This window comes from Flavobacterium gawalongense (assembly GCF_007097265.1).
Taxonomy (GTDB): domain Bacteria; phylum Bacteroidota; class Bacteroidia; order Flavobacteriales; family Flavobacteriaceae; genus Flavobacterium; species Flavobacterium gawalongense.
Window position 1 is genome coordinate 138380 of sequence record NZ_VJZP01000004.1, and the last position, 21904, is coordinate 160283.

At 34.6% G+C, this 21904-nt stretch carries 18 protein-coding genes; 13 read left to right on the plus strand and 5 right to left on the minus strand.

The genetic code is table 11. The features are described from left to right. Positions 1–10: 10 nt before the first annotated feature. Positions 11–2713, minus strand: coding sequence for a restriction endonuclease (locus tag FNW38_RS04150; RefSeq protein WP_144064503.1), 2703 nt, complete (start codon positions 2711–2713; stop codon positions 11–13). 398 nt (positions 2714–3111) lie between these two features. On the opposite strand from FNW38_RS04150, the gene FNW38_RS04155 reads away from it, so the two are divergent. The 5 genes from FNW38_RS04155 (at position 3112) to FNW38_RS04175 (ending at position 9412) form a co-directional block, all read left to right on the plus strand. Then, positions 3112–4065 carry a sugar phosphate isomerase/epimerase family protein gene (locus tag FNW38_RS04155; protein ID WP_144064504.1) on the plus strand — a complete coding sequence of 318 codons (954 nt, stop codon included), beginning with the start codon at positions 3112–3114 and terminating at the stop codon, positions 4063–4065. Positions 4066–4374: 309 nt separating this feature from the next. After that, the gene (locus tag FNW38_RS04160) at positions 4375–5433 is read left to right on the plus strand and encodes a sensor histidine kinase (RefSeq protein ID WP_144064505.1); all 1059 of its coding nucleotides are present in this window, start codon (positions 4375–4377) and stop codon (positions 5431–5433) included. Further along, the gene (locus FNW38_RS04165; protein WP_144064506.1) at positions 5430–6182 is read left to right on the plus strand and encodes a LytR/AlgR family response regulator transcription factor; all 753 of its coding nucleotides are present in this window, start codon (positions 5430–5432) and stop codon (positions 6180–6182) included. The genes FNW38_RS04160 and FNW38_RS04165 overlap by 4 nt, the downstream gene beginning before the upstream one ends. Positions 6183–6331: 149 nt before the next feature. Then, on the plus strand, positions 6332–8818 hold the full coding sequence (locus tag FNW38_RS04170) for a TonB-dependent receptor domain-containing protein (RefSeq protein WP_144064507.1): 2487 nt from the start codon (positions 6332–6334) through the stop codon (positions 8816–8818). Positions 8819–9022: 204 nt separating this feature from the next. Continuing rightward, on the plus strand, positions 9023–9412 hold the full coding sequence (locus FNW38_RS04175; RefSeq protein ID WP_143387073.1) for a Dabb family protein: 390 nt from the start codon (positions 9023–9025) through the stop codon (positions 9410–9412). Between the two features lie 226 nt (positions 9413–9638). Here the strand turns inward: FNW38_RS04175 and FNW38_RS04180 are convergent, their stop codons facing one another. The 3 genes from FNW38_RS04180 to FNW38_RS04190 all read right to left on the minus strand — a co-directional run bounded on the left by FNW38_RS04180 (position 9639) and on the right by FNW38_RS04190 (position 14425). Next, on the minus strand, positions 9639–11414 hold the full coding sequence (locus FNW38_RS04180; protein ID WP_143387072.1) for a glycoside hydrolase family 13 protein: 1776 nt from the start codon (positions 11412–11414) through the stop codon (positions 9639–9641). A 271-nt stretch (positions 11415–11685) separates the two neighbouring features. After that, on the minus strand, positions 11686–13335 hold the full coding sequence (locus FNW38_RS04185; RefSeq protein ID WP_144064508.1) for a DUF6377 domain-containing protein: 1650 nt from the start codon (positions 13333–13335) through the stop codon (positions 11686–11688). Positions 13336–13528: 193 nt separating this feature from the next. Further along, complete coding sequence (locus FNW38_RS04190) at positions 13529–14425, minus strand: helix-turn-helix domain-containing protein (protein WP_143387070.1); 897 nt, start codon at positions 14423–14425, stop codon at positions 13529–13531. Positions 14426–14591: 166 nt separating this feature from the next. Here FNW38_RS04190 and FNW38_RS04195 point away from each other — a divergent pair, with 166 nt between their 5' ends. The 6 genes from FNW38_RS04195 to FNW38_RS04220 all read left to right on the plus strand — a co-directional run bounded on the left by FNW38_RS04195 (position 14592) and on the right by FNW38_RS04220 (position 20111). Next, positions 14592–15509, plus strand: a complete 918-nt coding sequence (locus FNW38_RS04195) for an MBL fold metallo-hydrolase (protein ID WP_144064509.1) — start codon at positions 14592–14594, stop codon at positions 15507–15509. Between the two features lie 171 nt (positions 15510–15680). Next, a complete protein-coding gene (locus tag FNW38_RS04200) occupies positions 15681–16046 on the plus strand; it encodes a putative quinol monooxygenase (RefSeq protein ID WP_218043820.1) in 366 nt (121 codons plus the stop codon). 225 nt (positions 16047–16271) lie between these two features. Then, a complete protein-coding gene (locus FNW38_RS04205) occupies positions 16272–18602 on the plus strand; it encodes a glycoside hydrolase family 3 protein (RefSeq protein ID WP_144064511.1) in 2331 nt (776 codons plus the stop codon). Continuing rightward, entirely contained in the window at positions 18568–18717 is a 150-nt protein-coding gene (gene tnpB, locus FNW38_RS17965; protein ID WP_143387066.1) for an IS66 family insertion sequence element accessory protein TnpB, read from the plus strand. The genes FNW38_RS04205 and tnpB overlap by 35 nt, the downstream gene beginning before the upstream one ends. A gap of 41 nt (positions 18718–18758) precedes the next feature. Next, a complete protein-coding gene (locus tag FNW38_RS04215) occupies positions 18759–19544 on the plus strand; it encodes a hypothetical protein (protein WP_143387065.1) in 786 nt (261 codons plus the stop codon). A gap of 321 nt (positions 19545–19865) precedes the next feature. Continuing rightward, on the plus strand, positions 19866–20111 hold the full coding sequence (locus FNW38_RS04220; protein ID WP_218043819.1) for a putative quinol monooxygenase: 246 nt from the start codon (positions 19866–19868) through the stop codon (positions 20109–20111). 273 nt (positions 20112–20384) lie between these two features. Here FNW38_RS04220 and FNW38_RS04225 read toward each other — a convergent pair whose 3' ends face one another. Next, positions 20385–20729 (minus strand): winged helix-turn-helix transcriptional regulator, encoded by a 345-nt coding sequence (locus FNW38_RS04225; protein ID WP_143387064.1) that lies wholly within the window; start codon positions 20727–20729, stop codon positions 20385–20387. A 99-nt stretch (positions 20730–20828) separates the two neighbouring features. Here FNW38_RS04225 and FNW38_RS04230 point away from each other — a divergent pair, with 99 nt between their 5' ends. Then, positions 20829–21350, plus strand: coding sequence for a DinB family protein (locus FNW38_RS04230; RefSeq protein WP_143387063.1), 522 nt, complete (start codon positions 20829–20831; stop codon positions 21348–21350). Positions 21351–21474: 124 nt separating this feature from the next. Further along, entirely contained in the window at positions 21475–21900 is a 426-nt protein-coding gene (locus FNW38_RS04235) for an ester cyclase (RefSeq protein ID WP_143387062.1), read from the plus strand. Positions 21901–21904 lie beyond the last annotated feature (4 nt).

The window sequence follows — 21904 nt, forward strand, 5'->3', positions numbered from 1 at the left end:
TGATAATCAATTACATTATTGCGTTTATAATTTTATCCGCTTCGGTTTTAAAATAAGTGAATTCTTTGACTGGAGCTTTATAATGCACCTCTAATCCAAGCTTTTCAAAGTGCTTCATAGCGCATCGTATTTTATAAATCTCGCTTTCGGTCAATGCTTTTTTATCATTTATATCATTTGTTCCTTTGGTTTCTATTACAAAATAGAATTCCTTTTCATTCCCGTTTTTCAAGTTTTTACGTTTCATTACGAGTCCAAAATCAGGCTCATAATTCCCTATTGGCGTACTTATTTTATACCAACTGGGTAGTTTAAGGAAACAAATCACTTCGGCAGCTGCATCTGCTCCTAATGAAAAATTGCGTTCGACATCGCTATCAATTATCATTTTGTCAAAAACACCTTTATTTGGGGTTTCAACAAAACGAGTAGTAGGCATATTCTTTACAAAATCATCAAAATCAAAAGGATAACTTTCTCCTGTTAAATTATAATCCAATCCACGAATCATTTCATCTAATTCTACATTGCGAATTATTGTTGAAGCTTCGTGAATAAATCGAGGTGGATTTTTTACCATTTCATTTAAGTTGGTCAATCTCGTTACAATACTAAACAGCGTGGTATAACTCAAACCCGTATTCTCGCTCAACTCTTCAATCAAATCCAAAGGGGTAAAATAGGACTTTTGCTTTACTTTATCAGTTCCCCCAAAAGTTTCGGTTCTTCCCTCTTCGGTAATACTATGAATTAAATGGCTTGATGCTTCAATTACAAAGTCTGGAATTGTTATTTTGGAAATAAATTCACTGGCTGATGTAATTAAATTTTCTTCATCAAAAGCGATTGTGTATTCTGTTTTCTTTGCCAGTGCTGTCCAATATTCTCTAAAAGCTTTGTCCATTTCTGCGGAACTGTTTCTTTTAAATTTAACCGCGTCCATAGCATCGCCTTTGTGTGTATGAGTCATTCCTGCACCCGCATTTGTCGTACCAAAAACCGATTTGATTTCTTCTTGGTATTGGGTAACAAAGGTTTCGTAAGTTTCATTAGGAATAACCGTAAGTTGATTGATACGTTCATTATCATCAACATCCAAAGCATCATAAATTCTTTGTCCTTCTTGATTGACACAAATACGCAATCCACGCCCAATTTCTTGACGTTTTTTAATTTCGGAATACGAATTATTTAATGTGGCAATATTAAAAACATTCGGATTATCCCAACCAACACCAAGAGCAGAATGGGAAAATACAAATTGAACGGGATTTGAGAGTGTAAGTAATTCCTCTTTCCCTTTTAGAATCAATTCATAAATTTTGCTTTGTTCTTTAACGCCCCCTTCATTGTCGGCAAATTCTCCACTTGCTTTTTGCGCAAAATAATATCCTTGAATACTTTGAATATGCTCATTTGACGGAACTTTTCCCTGATTATATTCAGGATAAATCCCTTTATATTTTTCTATAAACAGGTTTTTTATAATTGGGGTTTCCCCCATATAATTTGAAACTCTGTCAATAAAAATAAGAGACAAACATTTAATCCCTTTCGATTCTAATTTTTGAGATTTCGTAAAATGTCGATGAATCAACCACTCTATTTGCAAAGCCCAAATATTGGCTAAACCCCCTGAAATTTGTTTTTCCAGTATTTCAGTACCATTTGAAAATGTTACTGTAGTCAAACCCGTTTTTAAACTCTTATTAATATTGGCAATAGTATAATTCAAATAACTTGGGTTGTTGGTTTTGTCTCCTAAATTATCATTTTGATTGAGCCAGCCAGTTACTTTAAAATCAATTTTATTGGTCGATTTATTCAAATGCCACGCTTTCAATTTGACTTTTGGGTCTCCTTTACCAAATTGAATCTCCGCCAACTCAATTTTAAGTGTTGCTTCATCATTCTTTTCAGTAACTGTTAAGACTTCTATCTTCTTTACCAAACCATCTTTATAGCTGTCATAAGGCGTTAATCTGTACAACAAGTTTTTCATCACTTTGTGAGTTGCGGAATACCTGATTTTATATAATGGATTCAGTTTTGCAATTTGTCTTATAGAATTTTCCGTATCCATTCCTTCCTGTGGCTCGTCCATAATAATGATAGGATTGGTATAGGCAATGGCTTCAATGAAGGGTTTGTTATTGAATAAATCTTCTCTTTGTGCTTGATTCAAAATTTTGTCTTCGGAATTGAAAGAAGCCAAAGTCATAATCATCACTTGTGGATGTTGGTCTTCAATAAATTGGGTAACCTTTTGAAGTTTCTTACTGTCATATTCAAAAGCATTAGGTTTGAACCCATAAATACTTTCTAGTTGCTTATTGAATGATTTGAATGTACCAATAATGTTTTGTCGAATGGCAACCGACGGCACTAAAATGATAAATTTGGTAAATCCGTGATGTTTAAATAATTCATAAATAGTCTTTACGTAAACAAGGGTTTTACCAGTTCCTGTTTCCATTTCAACGCAAATATCTTTATCGTTTGAAAGGTTAGCTACTTCTTCCGATATTCCGTTTTCTAAAAGAATGTTTTTAATATTACTCTCAACTTCATGCAAAGAAAGAGTATTGTTATTAGAACGAATACCCTCTTTACAAGAGTTATCGAATGTGTTTTTTTCTGTCCCTTCAAAAATTTTCACAACAGATTGAACGGCTATATCCTGATATTTAAGACTTTCTAATTGTAACTCCATTAATAGAAAAAAAGTTTAATAATTACTGAATTCAAATATACAGTTTATCAAAATGATTATTTTACAATTTGGTGAAAACAATCTGCATTTAATAAATTATGGGGGTGATTCATTATTATCCTTGTATACAATACATTAAATTAATACAATAGGCATACAATTCGGCAACATAAAAAAAGTAAAATAACGTAAAGTATTGATTTTACTGCTAGTCATACTCCTTGGTTCTATGTCTAAGAAGGGTTGCTTTTTTATCTATTTCACAATGTCGGGCTTTTTTTATGTCCAAAAATTAGCGCTTCCTGATTTTTAAATTTCGAAAAAAAGGCATCACTTTTATATAAAATAATTTTTATTACCAAATAATTGAATAAATTAGAGGTTCTAAATTATTTACTATGAAACGTCGTCAATTTCTTCAAAGCACAGCCCTATTTTCTGTAGCATCTTTAGTAAACGCAAATGAACTGTTTGCCAAAACTCCATTAATCAATAAAGTGGGCTTGGGTTTATTTTCTATACCAAAAATGTTAGAGAATGACTTTGATGGTGCTTTTGCTATGTTAGCCAAAATGGGATACAAAGAAGTGGAATGTTTTGGACCTTATGAATTCAGTACTGAAAAAGCAAAAGCTTCATGGAATGCTGTTACACTCCAACTAGGATTCAAAGGAAGTGGCTTCTTTAACAAAACAGCTGCTGATTTTTTTAAAGCCGCAAAATCAAATGGCATTAGTATTCCTTCCATGCATACCGATTTGGATACATTATCAACCAAAATGGGCTCATTAGCTGAAGCGGCTCATTTAATTGGTGCAAAATATGTGGTACTTCCTTCCATTCCGGATGCTGAAAGAAAAACCTTGGACGATTATAAACGAGTAGCAGAAAAATTCAACTCGATTGGTGCTGAAGCCAAGAAAGAAGGAATTCGTTTTGCATATCACAATCATGGTTATGGTTTAAACAATGTGAATGGCGTTATGCCATTAGATATTATTTTTGACCAAACTGACCCTAGCCTGGTTTATTTTGAAATGGATCTTTATTGGACAATAGCCGGTGGAGCAGATCCCGTTGAATTATTCAAAAAGCACAAAGACAGGTATAAAATGGTGCATATAAAAGACATGAAAGAAGTAAAAAGATTCGCAGGAGATGGTGGTGATTCATCACAATGGATTAGCCTTTTTCCATACATGACTTCATGTGGTGAAGGTGTGTTAGATTTGCCTAAAATACTTACTACTGCAAAACAAAATGGTGTTGAGCATTTCTTCGTTGAACAAGATATGGTACAATCCCCTGAAATAGCATTGAAAAAAAGTATCGATTATTTAAAGTCCCTTTAATTTATATAGGTTCTTATCTTAGAGAAGGAACTTTGAAGCCTGACCGCAATGTCGGGCTTTTTTATGCCTAAAAATTTGCAACTGTTCTTATATTTCCCAAAAATTCGTTGACCTGATTAAAAACGAATAGAATTCCCTGCTAAAGCTTATAAATAATTTTTTACACATTCATCTCAATCAGCGAATTAATAAGATGCATTTAATTTTTCTCAGATGAACTAGGGCTATCTATCGACATTCTATAGGAAACTGTCGATTTTCATTTTAGGACTTCTTTTATTCCGTACATTTATTTTTAATTTGTACCTGATGAAACCATTTTCAGTTAAAGATATTTCGATTTTTTCAAAAGCTTTACTCTTTTTTGGACTGCTTATAGTCCAAAGTATGCCACTGTATATGAATTTTAGCTTTCCTATGGAATTTTGGATAAAGCAAAGTCTCATGTATGTTTTATGGATTGCAGTGTTCTATCTCACCTATAAAATAATTGTTCCTACCCTTTTATTTCAAGGCAAGAACGGTTTTTTCATTATTGCGATATGCGTTCTACTACTATCCGTTCTATACATTAGCAATGCTTTCAATACACTCTTAGACCTTGATGCGATACTAAGAAAACATTTTAAAATTTCAAAAAAAGACAATATGCATAGTGCTTTGATTTCAAATTTAAGCGAAATCATAATAACCTTATTAATGGTGGGAGCCAGCACTGTCATAAGTGTTGCCAAAAAACTGCAAGCGGAAACCCAAGTGCGTCAAAATCTTGAAAAAGAAAAAATCACTTCGGAATTATCATTCCTTAAATCGCAAATCAACCCTCACTTTTTTTTTAATATCCTGAACAGTATTTATGCCTTGGCAGGAACAGAAAATCAACCGGCACGGGAAGCCATATATACCTTGTCGCACATGATGCGCTATGTTCTTTATGATACCAAAAACAATCTGACAACGCTAAGTAAAGAAATAGGTTTTGTTGCCGATTATCTTAAACTTATGGAACTGAGAATAACGGATAAAGTGCAGGTAATATTTGAAAAGCCGACAAATATCAAGGATGTAACCGTAGCACCAATGTTGTTTTTACCTTTTATCGAAAATGCCTATAAACACGGCATCAGCGGTATTTATCCAAGCTATATTTATATCGGAATTGAGCAGTCTGAAAAATTGCTACAAATTGAAGTCCGCAATTCTATATTTGAAAATCAAACCATAAGTAAAGAAGAAGGCAACGGAATTGGTTTAATCAATACCCGCCGAAGACTCGATTTGATTTATCCCGGCAAGTACGAATTAGTCACTAATGAAGATACCCTTCAAATGGAATACACGGTAATCTTAAAATTACAAATCTCATGATATTAAAATGTATCGCGGTTGATGATGAACCGCTGGCACTACAGATTATAGTTTCTTATATCGAACAAACGCCATCCTTATCATTAGTGGGACAGTTTTCGAATGCCATCGAAGCATTAAAAGCAATCCATGAACAGGATATTGACCTAATTTTTCTTGATATTCGAATGCCCGACATAAATGGAATTGAACTGGCTAAGATTGTAGAACAATACCGTGTAAAAGGGAATTTAAGAATCATATTTACAACGGCTTTTGATCAGTATGCGCTTGATAGCTACAAGGTAGATGCACTTGATTACCTCCTTAAACCTTTTAGTTTTGTTGATTTCAGTAAATCGGTTGCAAAGGCACTGGGTTATTTCGAGCTCATCCGAAACCCGGAACAGGAAGTACAAAAATTTAATCCGCCAATTCCCGAAACTGAAGTAGCTTACATTTATCTGAAATTTGAATATCAGCTCGTTAGAATCGCAGTCGATGATATCATTTATATAGAAAGCATGAAAGATTATGTAAAAGTATTCCGGCTCAGCGAAGACAAGCCACTATTGTCGCTGACAAGTATGAAATCGCTTGAAGAAAAGCTTCCTGAAAATAAATTCATGCGAATTCACAGGTCTTATATTGTATCTCTGGATAAAATAAAATCAGCTACAAAAAATTCCGTTCAGATCGACAAAATCACCATTGCTGTCACCGATCAATACAAAGATAATTTTATGAAATTTTTCAAAGACTGGGCTTAAAATTTTGAATTTTTAAACTTCCGTCGACGTTCTCGACCTCTCTGTCGAATGTGTTGGTATATGTTCCTGTTAAGATGTTGCTTTGTACCGTAATCCAAACGAATTTTTTTAAATAATTCTAATGGATTCAGAACTTAAAATATCTTAAAATGAAAAAAATTGTCCTCCTTACCCTATTGCTGTTTGCTGTTTTATCCGTAAAATCGCAAACTTTTACCGGAACGAATAACTTAAAAGGAAAAATTTCTGGTACCGTAATCGATTCGATAACTAAGGCACCGGTAGATTATGCTTCGGTAAGCCTTTACAAAATTAACTCCACTAAACCCTTGACAGGCGTTTTGACCGATGCTACCGGAAATTTCAAATTGAATGAAATTCAAGCCGGGACATATACCGCTACCATTTCGTTTATTGGCTACAATGACAAAACTATTAAATCAGTAATCACAACGGATGCAAAATTGGATCTTGAGATCGGGAAAGTGATTCTAAGTCCTGAAACAAATACGTTGAAAGAAGTTGTTGTAGTAGGCAAAACGCAACAAGTGACGAACAAAATTGATAAAATTGTTTACAACGTGGAAAAAGACTTGACGGCCGGCGGTGGTAATGCCACGGACGTATTGCAGAAAGTTCCTATGGTAAATGTAGATATTGACGGGAAAGTATCCATCCGTGGAGATGGAAATGTGCGTGTGCTTATCAATGGAAAACCGTCGGGGGCAACTTCCGCCAACCTTTCGGATGTGTTGAAAACAATACCTGCCGACCAAATCAAAAACATCGAAGTGGTTACTTCACCATCTGCAAAATACGATGCCGAAGGATCTGCAGGAATAATAAACATTATCACTAAACAGAAAAATGTTTCCGGAGTAAGCGGCTCCGTAAGTGGTGGTACTGGCACGAGACAAAATAACTTTAATGCCAACATTAATTATAATAAAAACCGTTTCAGCCTTTCGGCAAATGTTGGATTCAACAATGGCTGGCCACAAGAGTCAGCTTCCGAATCGAATCAAATTTTAAACAACAGTACCGCCAACAGTTTACAAACGAGTAAAGGTACTAACGAAGTGCAACGTAGTGGCGTAGTAGCAGCTGTAACAGCTGGATATGATTTTAATACTTTCAACAGTTTAAGCACAACCTTCCGATATAATGACGGAGGATTTGAGCGAACTGGCAGGAGTGACAATACGTTTACTGATTATCTGAATAACGCAAACAGTAGCATTTATACCGGACAAAGCAGTTCAAAAAATTCTTTTGGCGGATTTGACTGGAATCTTAACTACAGCCATAAATTTGCAAAGGCGGGACACGAACTTACATTTTCCTCGCAATGGAGCCATAGTATAGTCAATACAGATTATCAAAATAAGTATTCCAGTTTTTATACCAATCAAAAAGCAAATAATGACGGAACCAATAATGAATACACGCTCCAATTGGATTATACCTTGCCGGTAACCGAAAAATTCAAACTGGAAGCTGGAGGTAAAACAATCATTAGAAAGATTTCGAGTGATTTTCAAAATTATGTTCCTGATGCACAAAATGCATTTGTTTTCGATCCTGTTAGTTCTAATTTATACAATTATGATCAGGATGTTGCATCCCTTTATACTGTAGGAACGGTAACTTTACCCAAAGGTTTTACTGTAATGGCCGGTGCTCGTTTTGAAAACACAGCCATCAAAGGTGATCCTACGAATGCGCTGCAAACAAACTTAAGCCCATTCAAAATTGACTATGGGACATTTATTCCAAGCTTTACACTACAGAAAGCATTGTCAGAATCATCTTCTTTAAAATTGACGTACAGCAAACGTATTTCAAGACCAAGCTTTACCTACCTCAACCCATTTATTAATAAATCAAATATCCAAGCACAAACACAAGGAAATCCAACCCTAGATCCCGAAGTATCACAAACCGTAGAGTTTGGGTATTCAACATTTTCACAAAAGCGCAGCCTGAATATTTCGGCGTATTATAAATATACATCAGACCTGATTGAAGGTATTGCAACACCTTTATCAGGCGAGACAGGAACGATCACCAATTATCAAAACATTGGTAACAATAAATCTTTTGGAATGAGTTTCTTCGGTTCCGTAAATCCGTTTAAGATACTAACCTTACGTGGAAACTTTAATGCCTTTACTTACAAACCAGATCCAACCGGGGTATACAACCTGGAACAATCCACGAATGGCACATCAATTCAATATTCTGCTTTCGTGAGTGGGACACTTCAATTAAAAAACGACATTTCAGCTGAAGCTTTTGTAATCCAAAATTCTTCCAAGAAAACACTGCAAGGCACCAGTCCCGCTTTTAATTTAATGGTATTTGGAGTCAAAAAACAGTTTTGGAACAAAACGGCATCATTGGGAGTTAACATGGTTTCACCATTCAAAAAGGATTTGGAATTTAAACAGAATTCAAGTGGACAGGGATTCAGTCAAACCAGTGCCTTTAAATTTCCAATCCGTTCCTTTGGAATTACATTCAGTTATAATTTTGGTTCAATGAATTTCACTGGCGCTAAAAAGAAGGGGGTTACTAATGATGACCTTAAAGAAGGAGAGCAAAACAACCAAGGAGGCATGCCTGCAATGAAATAAGACAATAAGAAGTGGAGTAACTCCCGAAAAGGTTTCAAGATAGCATCTTGGAACCTTTTTTTATAGACAAGATTTTATAAATACCTAAAGGAAAACTTCCATTTAGGGATTAATTGTTCTTAGCGAAGCTGTTCCAACAAATAAAAGGAGTTATTTTGTCTTTTTTTATTTTTTAAATTTCGATATTTACCTATTAAAAAATTGATGATACGTAGAAGATTTATTGGTTCTGCAGCTTTATTTGGAGTTGCAGGTATTATGGGCTTTGCAATGCGTCCAAAGAAAAAACCCTTGTTGCACCATGTATTTTTTTGGTTAAAAAACCCCCAATCAGAAGCTGATAAACAGCAATTGATTTCCGGTTTGAAAACCTTAGCGGCAATTCCAACTATTCGCCAAATTCATGTGGGCGTTTTAGCTTCGACGGAAAAGCGTGAAGTAGTAGACACCTCTTGGAGTGTTTCAGAACTCATGTTTTTTGATGATGAAGCCGGGCAAAAAATATACCAGGACCACCCACTTCATCAGGCTTTTATAAAGAACTGTTCTCATTTATGGGAAAAAGTAGTTGTTTATGATGCTATAGATGTATAGAAGTTGAGCTGTTGCCAATTCAAGTGAGAACACTACTAAAATAGGGTTTCAAGATTTATTTCTTGAAACCTTTTTTATGCGCAAGATTTGAGCAAAGTTTTGGATTTACTTCCTCTTAACTTAAAGGAAGTTTTTTATTTTATTAAAAAAACAATTTACTATATCGTCCTTTTTTTAAATGTAAAACTTAGACAATATAGTAAATTATTAGTAAAATTATAGTTGCTTATTTCAACTCTAAAACAAGGGCCTCATAAGGTCTTAGTGTTGCTTTTTTTGATACCGTTGCATAATTATTAATCAACACTTTTGCGTTTTTTAAATTAATTCCAGTATTTGCTACTGCATTTTTTGCAGAAAAATTTAATAACACCAACACTTTTTTACCATCCAATTCTCTGGTGTAAGCATATACATTTGGATTCTCTTTGTCTAAAAGAGTGTATTTCCCATAAACTAAAACGGGATTCGATTTGCGAAGTTTAGTCATTTTTCTAAAATAATTCAATACAGAATTTGGATCTTTTTCTTGAGCCGCTGCGTTCAAAGTAGTGTGATTGTCATTTACTTTTAACCAAGGTTCCGCTGTTGAAAAACCTCCATTTTTAGAACTATCCCACTGAAAAGGAGTACGCCCGTTATCTCTGGCTCCACCTGTTTTTTGATCTTCGATGAATTGTTTCAAATCACCCCCGGCAATTTTTACTTTTTCATATTCTGCAATCGTTTCGATGTCTCTATAATCTTCAATTTTATTGAATTTGGCATTCACCATTCCTATTTCATCTCCATTATAATAATAGGGCGTTCCTTTCATCGAAAGTAAAAAAGTAGTCAACATTTTTGATGAAACAGCGCTGAATTCTGGTGCGTCATTTCCCCAACGAGAAGTCATTCTAGGTTGATCGTGGTTCCCTAAATAAATGGTTCCCCATCCTTTTTGGTCGTAAACCGCATCCCAGTCAGAATAGATTTTTTTGAAATCAACTAAACTCCATTTTGGATTCATTTTTTTGAAATAACCCGGAATGTATCCTAAGTTGGTGCCTTCAAAATGATATCCCATATCCAGTTCTTTTCTATCGGCATCCACAAAATCGTGAGCTGATTTTAGCGTCATTCCGGCACCTTCTGCCAATGCCATTACATCATATTTACTCAAAACTTCTTTATTCATTTCTTTCAAATAATCATGCAAATGAGGTCCGCTGGCCATAAAAACATCCCAACGTCCTTGGTAATTTTTATCTAAATCGGCTTGAGTGATCACCGGAAAAGTAGTGTCTTTTGCGATAAATGGAATCACGTCCATACGGAATCCATCAATCCCTTTTTGGAACCACCAATTCATCATGCTATAAATTTCCTGACGCAATTTTGGGTTTTCCCAATTCAAATCAGGTTGCTTATAGCTGAAGTAATGTAAATAATAAGAATCCGTTTGTTTATCATGTCTCCAACCACTTCCATCTGCTTCAAAAGCACCTGGGCGGAAAGCTGGTTTTCCTTTTTCGGCTGGCCACCAATGGTAATAATCTCTGTAGGGATTGTCACGGGATTTTCTGCTTTCTTGGAACCATTTGTGCTCATCGCTACTGTGATTGACAACTAAATCCATTACTAATTTTATGCCTCTTTCATGCATTCCTTTCAATAATGCATCAAAATCTTCCATGGTTCCAAATTCTTTCATAATAGATTGATAATCCGAAATATCGTATCCGTTATCCGCATTTGGTGAACCGTAAATTGGATTCAACCAAACCACATCTATTCCTAAACTTTTGATGTAATCTAATTTTTGAATAATCCCTTTCAAATCTCCTACTCCATCTCCATCAGTGTCTTTGAAACTTCTTGGATAAATTTGATATACAACGGCTTCTTTCCACCATTTACGGTCAACTGTAGGTTTTTTTTCTTGCGCTACAGATGGGTTTGTTGATACTAATCCAAAGCAAAATAATGCAATGGCCATTCCCTTTGATAATGCTACTTTCATTTTAAATTTTTTAGTTAATGGTTTTTTGAACGAAATCGATTTATTAAACACGTTTGAGTATTGCCTTATATTTCAAAAATTTCGATATAGTAAAAGTAGATTCTTTCCCTGCTTAAAATTTTACAGGTAGAAAAAAAGTAAATTATATTTTTTATAATTAATTGTAAATCAATATTTTAAAGTTAATTTATCCTCAAAAAAAGTGGCAGAATTATAAAATAAAAAGGCAATAAAGAATGCTTTTCAACAAGTAATGGTGAAGTAAATGGTTTTAGTTTTTACCTGATGATCCAATCAATAGGACTTTGGATTCAAATTCTTCCCTCGGTCCTAACGATTTATTTTTTATTTGCGACCTGTAATTGTAAATCGTCGATACCGAATACCTTAAAAATTCTGCTATTTTTGTACTGTCTTTGATTCCCAAACGAATTAATGCAAAGATTCTTAACTCCGTGTTTAAAAGTTCGCCTTGTTTCAAATGAAGCTCTTCTTTGTCTACTAACAATTTCGAAAACTCATCAATAAAACTGGGGAATAGTTGTAAAAAAGTTTGGTCAAAATTGGTATAAAATTCTTTTAATTCCTTCTCAATAGGAGTATTTGACTTCACTGCTTTTACGAGTTCATTCATTTTTCCTGCGGTAGCCATTACATTCAATTTTCGTCTATATTCTTCTAATTTTGCAATATAATCCGAACATTGATCCATGTAGCGGCCAATATAAATTTCTTTCAACAAACTCGCTTCGGCAAGTGTTGCATTGGTTTGATTCAACCTTTCATTGATTTCATTTAATTCTTTGTTCAATACCGAAAGTTTTGTATTGGCTAAACTTATTTCTTTTTGGGCATTTGCTAATTTTTTCATTTGTTTAAAAAGCAGTACCAAAACCACTAATAAGAACAAGGATAAGATACTGGCACAAATTAGAAAAATGATTAGCTGCGTTCTGTTGGTTTCATTTTTATTTTCATAAGCCTCATTTATAATGGGCAGCATTTTTGATATTTCGTAGGTTCTCAATTTGGCATTACAAAAAAGAGCGTCTTCTAATGATCTTTTGGTGTATTTATAAGCCCGGTCTATATCGCCTTGTTCATATAAAATGAAAGCCAATTTACGCAAAGAAATATTTTCTTTTTTTACCAATTGCAAATCGGATATTGCAGAGACAATCAACCACTTTTCTTCCTGTTCTTTGTCTTTTTTCAATCGGTACCCTTCCGAAATAATATAGGCGATAACGGCTCTATCCGGATCTTGTTTTGCTGTTTTTGAAAAGAATACCTGCAGCAATTCTATCGCTTGATCCGGATGCCCATGCTCCAAAAATTGGTCTGATTTGGCAATACCGAATTGTATGGATTTTGGCGAAAAATAAAGCATTGCCGAATCTCTGTATTTTTTCGTCAACGCATCATATTCCTTTTTTTCTTGACTGGAAGTGCCATAATCATTCAAATAACCATAGATAATCCGGTTCGTCCAATAATAGGTTCCCTTTAGATTTGGCGTCAAATTGATGTTTATTGTTTCCAATATATCAAGGGATTCCTTATACATTCCTAAAGTTCCCATTATGGAGGCAACGTTTAATTTTGCTTCGTTTACTTTGTCTGTATTTTTTAATTTTTGGGAAATTAACAAACTCTTTCTAGCGTAAATTAATGCTGAATCCGACTGGTACGCTTTATATTGAACATACAATTTTCCATAAATTTCGAATTTTTGCAAGTCGGTAGACGTATAGTGTAAAAGCCCTTTAAGTTTATTTATATCGGCCTCTTTTCGATTTAAATACAACTCATATTCATTGACGGTATTATCCAATTCTTTTAATAACGAATCGTTTTTAACTTGACCAAAAAGAAAAATGGGCAATATCAATGCGATAAGTAAAGCTGAAAATTTATTCATTTTTGGTTGATTAGAATGATGTAAAAATAACTAAAAAACCAGTTTAACGGAATACCGGTTTTCAAATACTCCTTTTTGTTACCACTTTTTGTAATAATAGAATTTTTGTTTGTAGCATGCTTTAAAACAGTACTTTTATTATTTAAAAACACCAGTTCGAGTGTTTTTTGATGCTATAGATCTATTGTAGCTTTTAATTCATCGTTCTGTATTTGTAAGGGGAATAACCCACCCGTTGTGTAAATAATCTAGTAAAATGTTGTGGGTATTTGAAACCTATTTCATAAGCAATCTCGCTAATTGATTTATTGATATCAAAAAGTTTTTCTTTGGCAAGATCTATCACTTTTTCCTGTATGTATTCCTGAGCTGGTTTTCCGGTTTCTTTCTTCACCAAATCTCCAAAATAGTTTACTGACAAGTGAAGTTCTTCAGCAAAATGCCGTACCGAAGGTAATCCTAGCGTTTGTGGTTTACCCGATTGGAAATAGTCGTTCAACAAGGTTTCGAACCTCACTAAGGCATCTTTATTAATGTTTTCTCTGGTTATGAACTGCCGGTCATAAAAGCGAACACAATAATTTAAGAATAATTCAATATTGCTCACAATTATAGATTTACTGTGTTTGTCAATTGGATATTCTAATTCATGTTTTATTTTGTTAAAACATTCCAAAACAATTTGTTTCTCTCTTTCAGAGACATGCAACGCTTCATTTACATCATAGGAGAAAAAATCATAGTCTTTGATGCGTTTAGCAAGTGAAGTTCCCCGTATTAGATCAGGATGAAATGCTAATGCCCATCCATTTGGCTGTATAATTTTAATATCCTTTTCAAATCCCAAAACCTGACCTGGTGCAATGAAAAGCAATGTTTCTTCTTGGTAATCATAATGGGTGCGCCCATATTTGAGTTCCTCACATTTCAAGTCCTTAAAAAAAATGATATAAAGTTCCGAAACGAAACGGGTTGCTGTTATGGGTTTTGACAGTGATTGGTCCAGAACACTTACCTTGGGGTGTAAGGTCTTTTGTCCTCGCTCAGAATTAAATTGTGCGATACTTTCCAATTTTACTATTTCTTTCATGACTTTTAAATTCAATTCATTCAAAATTAATATAAATATTTTTTACTTTTTTATTTTTATCTTTAATCAGTAATAATGGTAAGATATACAGTGATTTATATAATTTTATCATACAAAATAGAAAGAAATTTGCATATCAAGTAATTACTAATTAACAAGAAGAATTATGAAAGCAAAAAATTGGATTTTTACAGTAGCGACTTTTTTAGTTTCAATACTAATTGTCCAGGCACAATCGCCTACAAACGGTAAGCAAAGTACGGCAACAGAAAAGAAAGAGAAGAAATATCAGGCTCGACCGGGGAAAACACAAAATTTTGGTGCAGAGGCTTTTGAAGTATCTGATAAAACCACACTAAGATGGCTGGGTATGGCTGGCTTTTTTATCAATAGCCGCGGTACTATTTTGATGGTTGATCCGCTGCTGGAAGGTTTTGATATGCCACTTTTAATAGATTTTCCCATAGCGCCAAAAGATGTCCTTCGATTAGATGCTGTATTGGTTACGCATGCCGATAATGACCATTATAGTATTCCTACCAATCGCGACCTATTGCGTGTAACAAAAGAATATCATTCTACAATATATGTTGATTCACTGATGAAAAATGAAGGTTTCAAATCATTTGGTCACACTATTGGAGATCAGTTTAAAGTAGGGCATCTAAAGATTAAACTGACTCCCGCTGATCATGCATACCAAAATGCTTATCCGGGCATGAGTAAACGTGTCTTTAAAAATGAAGATGCATGTGGGTTTTGGATTGAAACACCTGATGGCACTATTTGGGCTCCAGGCGATTCTCGATTGATGAAAGAACACCTTGAATTCCCTACGCCAGATGCTATTTTGTTTGATTTTTCAGATAGCGAGTGGCATTTCACTTTAGAAGGTGCCGTTAAAATTGCAAATGCGTATCCAAACACGCCACTACTGCTTAATCATTGGGGATCAGTGGATTCACCTGATTTTGCACCGTTCAATGGTGATCCTGAAAAATTAAAAAAACTGGTGGTTAATCCACAACGCATTTATGTGCTTGTTCCTGGAGAAGCATTTACACTTAAAAAGATCAAGAAGTAAAGTGAAGCACGCGGATGCTTAGTATTAGTAATCGAAAATTTATAAAAAAATAGCCAGTATGAAAAAATGGGTGAAAAAGAAAGACTATTAGTCTTTTTTCTGAAGACTTAAACTCTACTATCAAAAAAAATGAAAAATAAAAAAGTATTATATCAAATTATAGCAATGATAATGATGACAACCCTTTTAAGCGGCAGTGCATTTGCTCAAAATAAGAATCTGGTCGTACGTATTGCAAAACTCGAAATTGATGTAGCCCAACTGGAAAGCTATAAAAGTATATTGAAAGAGGAAATGGAAACTTCGGTTCGTGTAGAGCCTGGAGTCCTTTCACTATATGCGGTATCTGATAAAGCTAACCCTGCCAGCATCACCGTATTTGAGATATATGCCAATGATGACGCTTACAATACCCATATACAAACCACTCATTTTAAGAGATATAAAAATACTACAATGGGAATGATTAAATCCCTGGAACTCCTAAACACAGATCCTATTGCCCTCGAGGCAAAGAAGAAATTACAATTGAAATAGTCTGTGTTTTGTAAAATTAGACAGCAAGGTTAGGATTTTTTGGATTTTGGTTTTGGAAAAAAACTAAAGGGTTACACGAAGTAAAATGCGTATTTTTAGTATCTTAGAAAATGTTTTTTAATTTCATTGTGTTGTTGTGACGCATTATTTTATATATTTGAAAACGTTTTCGTTGCATAACGAAGAAAATTTACCTGTTTACATACCAAATACAACAACCAAAATATGAAAAGAAGAATAGTATTACCTGCGTTAATTTTACTTGCTGGAACGCAAACCTATGCCCAGAAAAAATGGACGGAAACCCCCAAAGGTTCTTACACTATTGTACAAAATAAAGGAGGCCAAACATTAGGGTATTCACCCAAATCAGGAGTTAAAATCATACAAGTAAACAGTTTAGCTTTTAAAGACTTGAACAAAAATGGCACGTTAGATATTTATGAAGATTGGAGAAAACCGGTAGCAGAACGTGCCAGAGATCTTGCCGCCAAAATGACGGTGGAGCAAATGGCCGGATTGATGTTATATAGCAGGCATCAAGCTATTCCAGCGCAGGAAGCAGGAATGTTTACCGGAACGTATAATGAAAAACCATTTTCTAAAAGTGGCGCAAAACCTTCGGATTTATCCGATCAACAAATTGCATTTTTAACCAACGATAATTTGCGCCATGTGCTAATGACTTCGGTTCAAAGCCCGATAATTGCGGCAGAATGGAATAACAACATACAAGCATTAGTGGAAGGGATTGGAATGGGAATTCCATCCAATAACAGTTCTGACCCAAGAAATGGAGCCAATAAAGATTCTGAATACAATGCAGGATCAGGCGGCTCTATATCACAATGGCCTGAGGAATTGGGATTGGCGGCCACCTTTGACCCCGCTATTACGGAAAAATTTGGATCCATTGCTGCCAAGGAATACAGAGCCCTGGGAATTACTACAGCCTTATCTCCACAAATTGATTTAGCGACAGAACCAAGATGGAATCGTTTTGTGGGTACTTTTGGCGAAGACCCAAAATTAGCGACAGACATGGCAAGAGCCTATGTAGATGGATTTCAAACATCACCCAAATCAATTGAGGTTTATGATGGATGGGGAAATCAAAGTGTCAACGCAATGGTAAAACATTGGCCAAGTGGTGGTCCGGAAGAAGGAGGTCGTGATGGTCATTTTGCGTATGGAAAATTTGCAGTGTATCCAGGTAATAACTTTGACACCCATTTAAAAACCTTTATAGAAGGAGCTTTTAAGTTGAACGGAAAAACTAAAAAAGCATCGGCAGTTATGCCGTATTATACGATTTCGTATGGTCAGGATAAAAAATACGGTGAGAATGTTGGAAACGGATTTAGTAAATATATCATTACTGATTTATTAAGAAATAAATACGGTTATGACGGCGTGGTTTGTACGGACTGGTTGATTACAGCAAATGAAGGAGCTACACCTGATGTCTTTGCAGGTAAATCATGGGGTGTTGAAAAATTAAGTGTTGCCGAAAGACATTATAAAGTTATGATGGCCGGGGTGGATCAATTTGGCGGAAATAATGACATTAAGCCTGTGCTTGAAGCGTACCAAATGGGAATTAAAGAACATGGAGAAACTTTTATGCGTAAGCGTTTTGAGCAATCAGCGGTTCGTTTACTTTTGAATATTTTTAGAGTGGGATTATTTGAAAATTCTTATTTAGATGCTGATGAGACCAAAGCAATTGTGGGTCAACCTGAATTTATGAAGGCAGGCTATGATACACAATTAAAGTCTATTGTGATGATTAAAAATCAAAACAACACCTTGCCAATCGCAAAAGGAAAGACCGTCTATATCCCGAAAAGAGTTACTCCCGCAGGAATCAACTTTTTTGGTCAACCGGTTCCTGAAAAAACTGAATATCCCATTAATTTAGAATTGATTAAAAAATATTATACCGTAACGGATGATCCTGCTAAAGCTGATTTTGCCATCGTCTTTATCAAAAGTCCGATAAGCGGCGGATACAGCAGAGCCGATAGGGAAGCCGGTGGAAATGGATATGTTCCGATCAGTTTGCAATTAAAAGATTATACGGCAGTTGATGCCAGATCGCAAAGTATAGCCGCTGGAGATCCTGTGATTGACCCAACGATTACAAACCGCTCGTATTTGAATAAAATGTCTAAATCAAATTCCTATCCGGATTTAAATACGATTCTTGAAACTAAAAAAGCGATGAATGGGAAACCGGTAATTGTTTCAATAAACATTTCAAATCCAATGGTTTTTGGTGAATTTGAAAAAGAAGTTGATGCAATAGTGGGTGAATTTGGTGTACAAGTAGAAGCTCTAATGGATATTGTTTCTGGAAAAACGGAGCCTTCTGGATTATTGCCTTTACAAATGCCATTGAACATGTCTACCGTTGAAAAACAAATGGAAGATGTTCCTCACGACATGATTCCTTATGTAGATACTAACGGAAATGGGTATGATTTTGGTTTCGGATTAAACTGGAAAGGGCTAATCAGAGATGCCAGAACTGAAAAATACAGCGTTAAGAAATAATAATAATAAATCTAAAACCCACATCAAACTGCTTTATTGGGATGGTGACGGATTTGCGGTTTTTTACAAGCGACTCGAACAAGGAAGGTTTGATTTTATTAAACATCAAGCATAATAATCAATCTAACTTTGTTCTTTAATAAGAAAACAAAAAATATGACTGTATTGAATAAAAGAAGATGCTTATGTTTATGGGTTACGGTTACCTTATGCGTTCTAAGTAGCCATTACAACTTTGCTCAAAATGCCGATACTACAAAATCCCCTAGTCAATTTAGCGCATCAGCCACAATAACGAATAATGGTATTTCGATAATACCTACATTTTCCTTGGGGAAACCTGCAGGTATAATTGAATTGGCAATGGGTAAAAAATTTACATTTGAACCACAGTTTCGATTTTCTTTGGAAGGAAAACCATGGTCTATCGTTCTTTGGGGGAGGTACAAGTTGCTAAAGACTGATCGATTTAATTTAAATATAGGAGCGCATCCTGCTCTTATATTCAAGACAATTACCAATACAGTCAATGGAGTTGACAAGGAGATAATTACTAGTCAGCGATATTTTGCTACTGAAATTTCTCCCAATTATATCCTCAGAAAAAACGTAAGTGTAGGAGTTTATTATTTGTATTCTAAAGGGATGAAGGAAAGCTCCAGCAATAATACCCATTTCATAACTTTGAACAGTAATTTTTCAAATATTAAACTTACAGAAGATTATTTTTTAAAGTTCAATCCACAAGTTTATTATTTAAATATTGACGGTAAAGACGGAGTATACTTTTCTTCAGGTTTTACCTTGGCAAATAAAAAATATCCCATTTCATTACAATCCTTCATCAATAAAACAATTAAAACGGATTTAACCAGCAAGGATTTCGTCATGAATGTGAGTTTAATATATTCTTTCAACAAGAATTATTTGCCAGTTAAATAGGCAGTGGCTTTTCAAATGAAGAATATAATAGTTAGATCTGAATAATCAAAATAACATGTTGCAAAACTTTTGTTGAAATATAAAAAAAATGGAAATGAAAAAAAACTGGCTTTCTGCCCTTCTATCTTTTCGAGGAATGAAAACAATCTATTCCCAAACAACAGGAACAATGATAAAGCACAATGTATTATTTCAAATTCTTACTATACTATGCTGACAACTGTTTTTAGTGGCAATGCGGTTGCCCAAGATAAAAAATTAGTTATACGAATTGTAAAACTCCAAATTGATTCAGCTTAGCTGGAAAGCTATAAAGTTGCATTGAAAGAGGAAATTGAGACTTATGTTCGTGTAGAGCCAGGAGTTCTGTCTTTATATGCCGTGGCTGATAAAGCTAATCCTACCAGCATTACAACTTTTGAGATTTATGCTAATGAGGATGCTTACACTGCTCATAGAGAAATACCTCATTTTAAAAAATATAAGAGCACTACAAAGGAAATGGTTAAATCTCTCGAACTTCTAAATACAGTTCCTATTGCTCTTGAGGCAAAGAAGGGGTTATAATTGGAGTAGTTTATATTTTATAATATTAAAATAATCCTAATCGATAAACAAAATTATAACCTCTGGTAATTTTGTAGTAAATTTGACTTACTCTTTTACTGACAGTTAAATAATCTACAATTAAGTAAAATTCTCAACTTTATTCAATAGGGGAAGCTTTAAAAGCCTGACAGTAATGTCGGGCTTTTTTTATGCCTAAAAATTAGTGATTCCTGATTTTTCAGGGATTGAAATTTTAAAAAATTTGTTTCACGCAATTATGGATGGGGTTTTCTACTTAGCCATTTCCTTAACAATCTTTTTTGCTTCATTTGAATTACCCCAGCTTGCAATTTCATGTAAAACAGGCATCAAACTTTTCCCCGAATCGGATAAAGTATATTCTACTCTTTGGAGGCTTTCTTTAAACTCTTTTCTTTCAATTAATCCTAGCGTTTCTAATTCTTTTAATTCATTAGAGAGCACCTTGTTTGAAATAGCAGGCATTAATTGGTTTAGTTTTCCGAACCGCAAAGAACTTTCACCAATACAATTTAATATTATAGGCTTCCATTTTCCGCCAAAAATTGACATGGCTCTTGTTACGGGACAATCATAAGGGTTTTCAATATATCTCATACAATTTGTGGTTACCTATTGGTTACCAGTATTTAATTTGTTGGTTACAAATATACACTAATGGTTGTAAATTTGTAAAAAACTATAAAAACAAGAAACATGAAAAAGATTTTATTACTTCTGACATTAATTTTATCTATGGGTAATTTGAATGCACAAACAGCAACAGATGATATCGTTAAGGACTGGGAAAGAGCTAAAGCGTATACTAAAGAATATTTGGATGCAATGCCGGAAAGTGGATATTCATTTAAACCAACAAAAGAAATGCGCTCTTTTTCAGGTCAAGTTTTACACTTGAGTGATGCGATATATGGTTTCGTGGGTTCTGCTACCGATGAGAAACCGCCAGTAGGTTTTGAGGATTCAGAAAAATCAGGTGATGAAAACAAAGCAAGTGTTACCGGCAAAGTAATGGCTGCCTATGATTTTGCCATCAATGCCATTAAAAAATATCCCAATGCAAAACTTTCAGAGTCTATTAAACTGTTCGGACAATTTGATATGAGCAGAGCGCAAGTGTTAAACAAGTGTTTTGAACATCAAACCCATCATCGAGCGCAAACAACCGTTTATTTGAGATTAGTGGGTGCTATACCTCCGGCTGAAAAATTATTTTAATATATGCAATTATAAAATGAAAGGGAATGTCACTAAAGGAGCTATAGCTTTATGGGTGGATATTGGAACGATAGGTTATTTTAAAGATTTGAAGATCAAGAAGAAACAATAGAAACTGGAGAATATGACAACAACAATAGAAACAAATAAACTCGTAATGAACAGCTTTGTAGAGTTCATTAATACTGCTAGTGAAAAACTTTCAGAAGAACTTATCAGTCCGAACGCGGTATTCTTCGTTCCTGGGCAGGCTGAACCAATGAGAGGCCCTGCTGGCTATCTTGCAATCATTGGAATGATGAGAAGTGGCTTCCCGGATATTCAATGGTTATTGGAAGATATGATAGTCGAAAATGATAAAGTTGCTGCTCGTTTTATTATGATTGGAACACATCAAGGTTCTTTCAATGGTATTCCACCAACAGGAAAGCCGATTAAAGTTCAAGCTATGAATTTCTACCGTTTATCATCTGGAAAAATTGTTGAAGAATATGGACAACCTGATTTTCTTGCATTGCTTCAGCAAATTGGAGCAGTCCCGACAATCTAAAAAG

Bases quoted from the DNA above. Each gene is read 5' to 3' on its own strand.
- FNW38_RS04150 (WP_144064503.1), bottom strand. From the start codon at position 2,713: ATGGAGTTACAATTAGAAAGTCTTAAATATCAGGATATAGCCGTTCAA.
- FNW38_RS04155 (WP_144064504.1), top strand. From the start codon at position 3,112: ATGAAACGTCGTCAATTTCTTCAAAGCACAGCCCTATTTTCTGTAGCA.
- FNW38_RS04160 (WP_144064505.1), top strand. From the start codon at position 4,375: ATGAAACCATTTTCAGTTAAAGATATTTCGATTTTTTCAAAAGCTTTA.
- FNW38_RS04165 (WP_144064506.1), top strand. From the start codon at position 5,430: ATGATATTAAAATGTATCGCGGTTGATGATGAACCGCTGGCACTACAG.
- FNW38_RS04170 (WP_144064507.1), top strand. From the start codon at position 6,332: ATGAAAAAAATTGTCCTCCTTACCCTATTGCTGTTTGCTGTTTTATCC.
- FNW38_RS04175 (WP_143387073.1), top strand. From the start codon at position 9,023: ATGATACGTAGAAGATTTATTGGTTCTGCAGCTTTATTTGGAGTTGCA.
- FNW38_RS04180 (WP_143387072.1), bottom strand. From the start codon at position 11,414: ATGAAAGTAGCATTATCAAAGGGAATGGCCATTGCATTATTTTGCTTT.
- FNW38_RS04185 (WP_144064508.1), bottom strand. From the start codon at position 13,335: ATGAATAAATTTTCAGCTTTACTTATCGCATTGATATTGCCCATTTTT.
- FNW38_RS04190 (WP_143387070.1), bottom strand. From the start codon at position 14,425: ATGAAAGAAATAGTAAAATTGGAAAGTATCGCACAATTTAATTCTGAG.
- FNW38_RS04195 (WP_144064509.1), top strand. From the start codon at position 14,592: ATGAAAGCAAAAAATTGGATTTTTACAGTAGCGACTTTTTTAGTTTCA.
- FNW38_RS04200 (WP_218043820.1), top strand. From the start codon at position 15,681: ATGATGACAACCCTTTTAAGCGGCAGTGCATTTGCTCAAAATAAGAAT.
- FNW38_RS04205 (WP_144064511.1), top strand. From the start codon at position 16,272: ATGAAAAGAAGAATAGTATTACCTGCGTTAATTTTACTTGCTGGAACG.
- tnpB (WP_143387066.1), top strand. From the start codon at position 18,568: ATGCCAGAACTGAAAAATACAGCGTTAAGAAATAATAATAATAAATCT.
- FNW38_RS04215 (WP_143387065.1), top strand. From the start codon at position 18,759: ATGACTGTATTGAATAAAAGAAGATGCTTATGTTTATGGGTTACGGTT.
- FNW38_RS04225 (WP_143387064.1), bottom strand. From the start codon at position 20,729: ATGAGATATATTGAAAACCCTTATGATTGTCCCGTAACAAGAGCCATG.
- FNW38_RS04230 (WP_143387063.1), top strand. From the start codon at position 20,829: ATGAAAAAGATTTTATTACTTCTGACATTAATTTTATCTATGGGTAAT.
- FNW38_RS04235 (WP_143387062.1), top strand. From the start codon at position 21,475: ATGACAACAACAATAGAAACAAATAAACTCGTAATGAACAGCTTTGTA.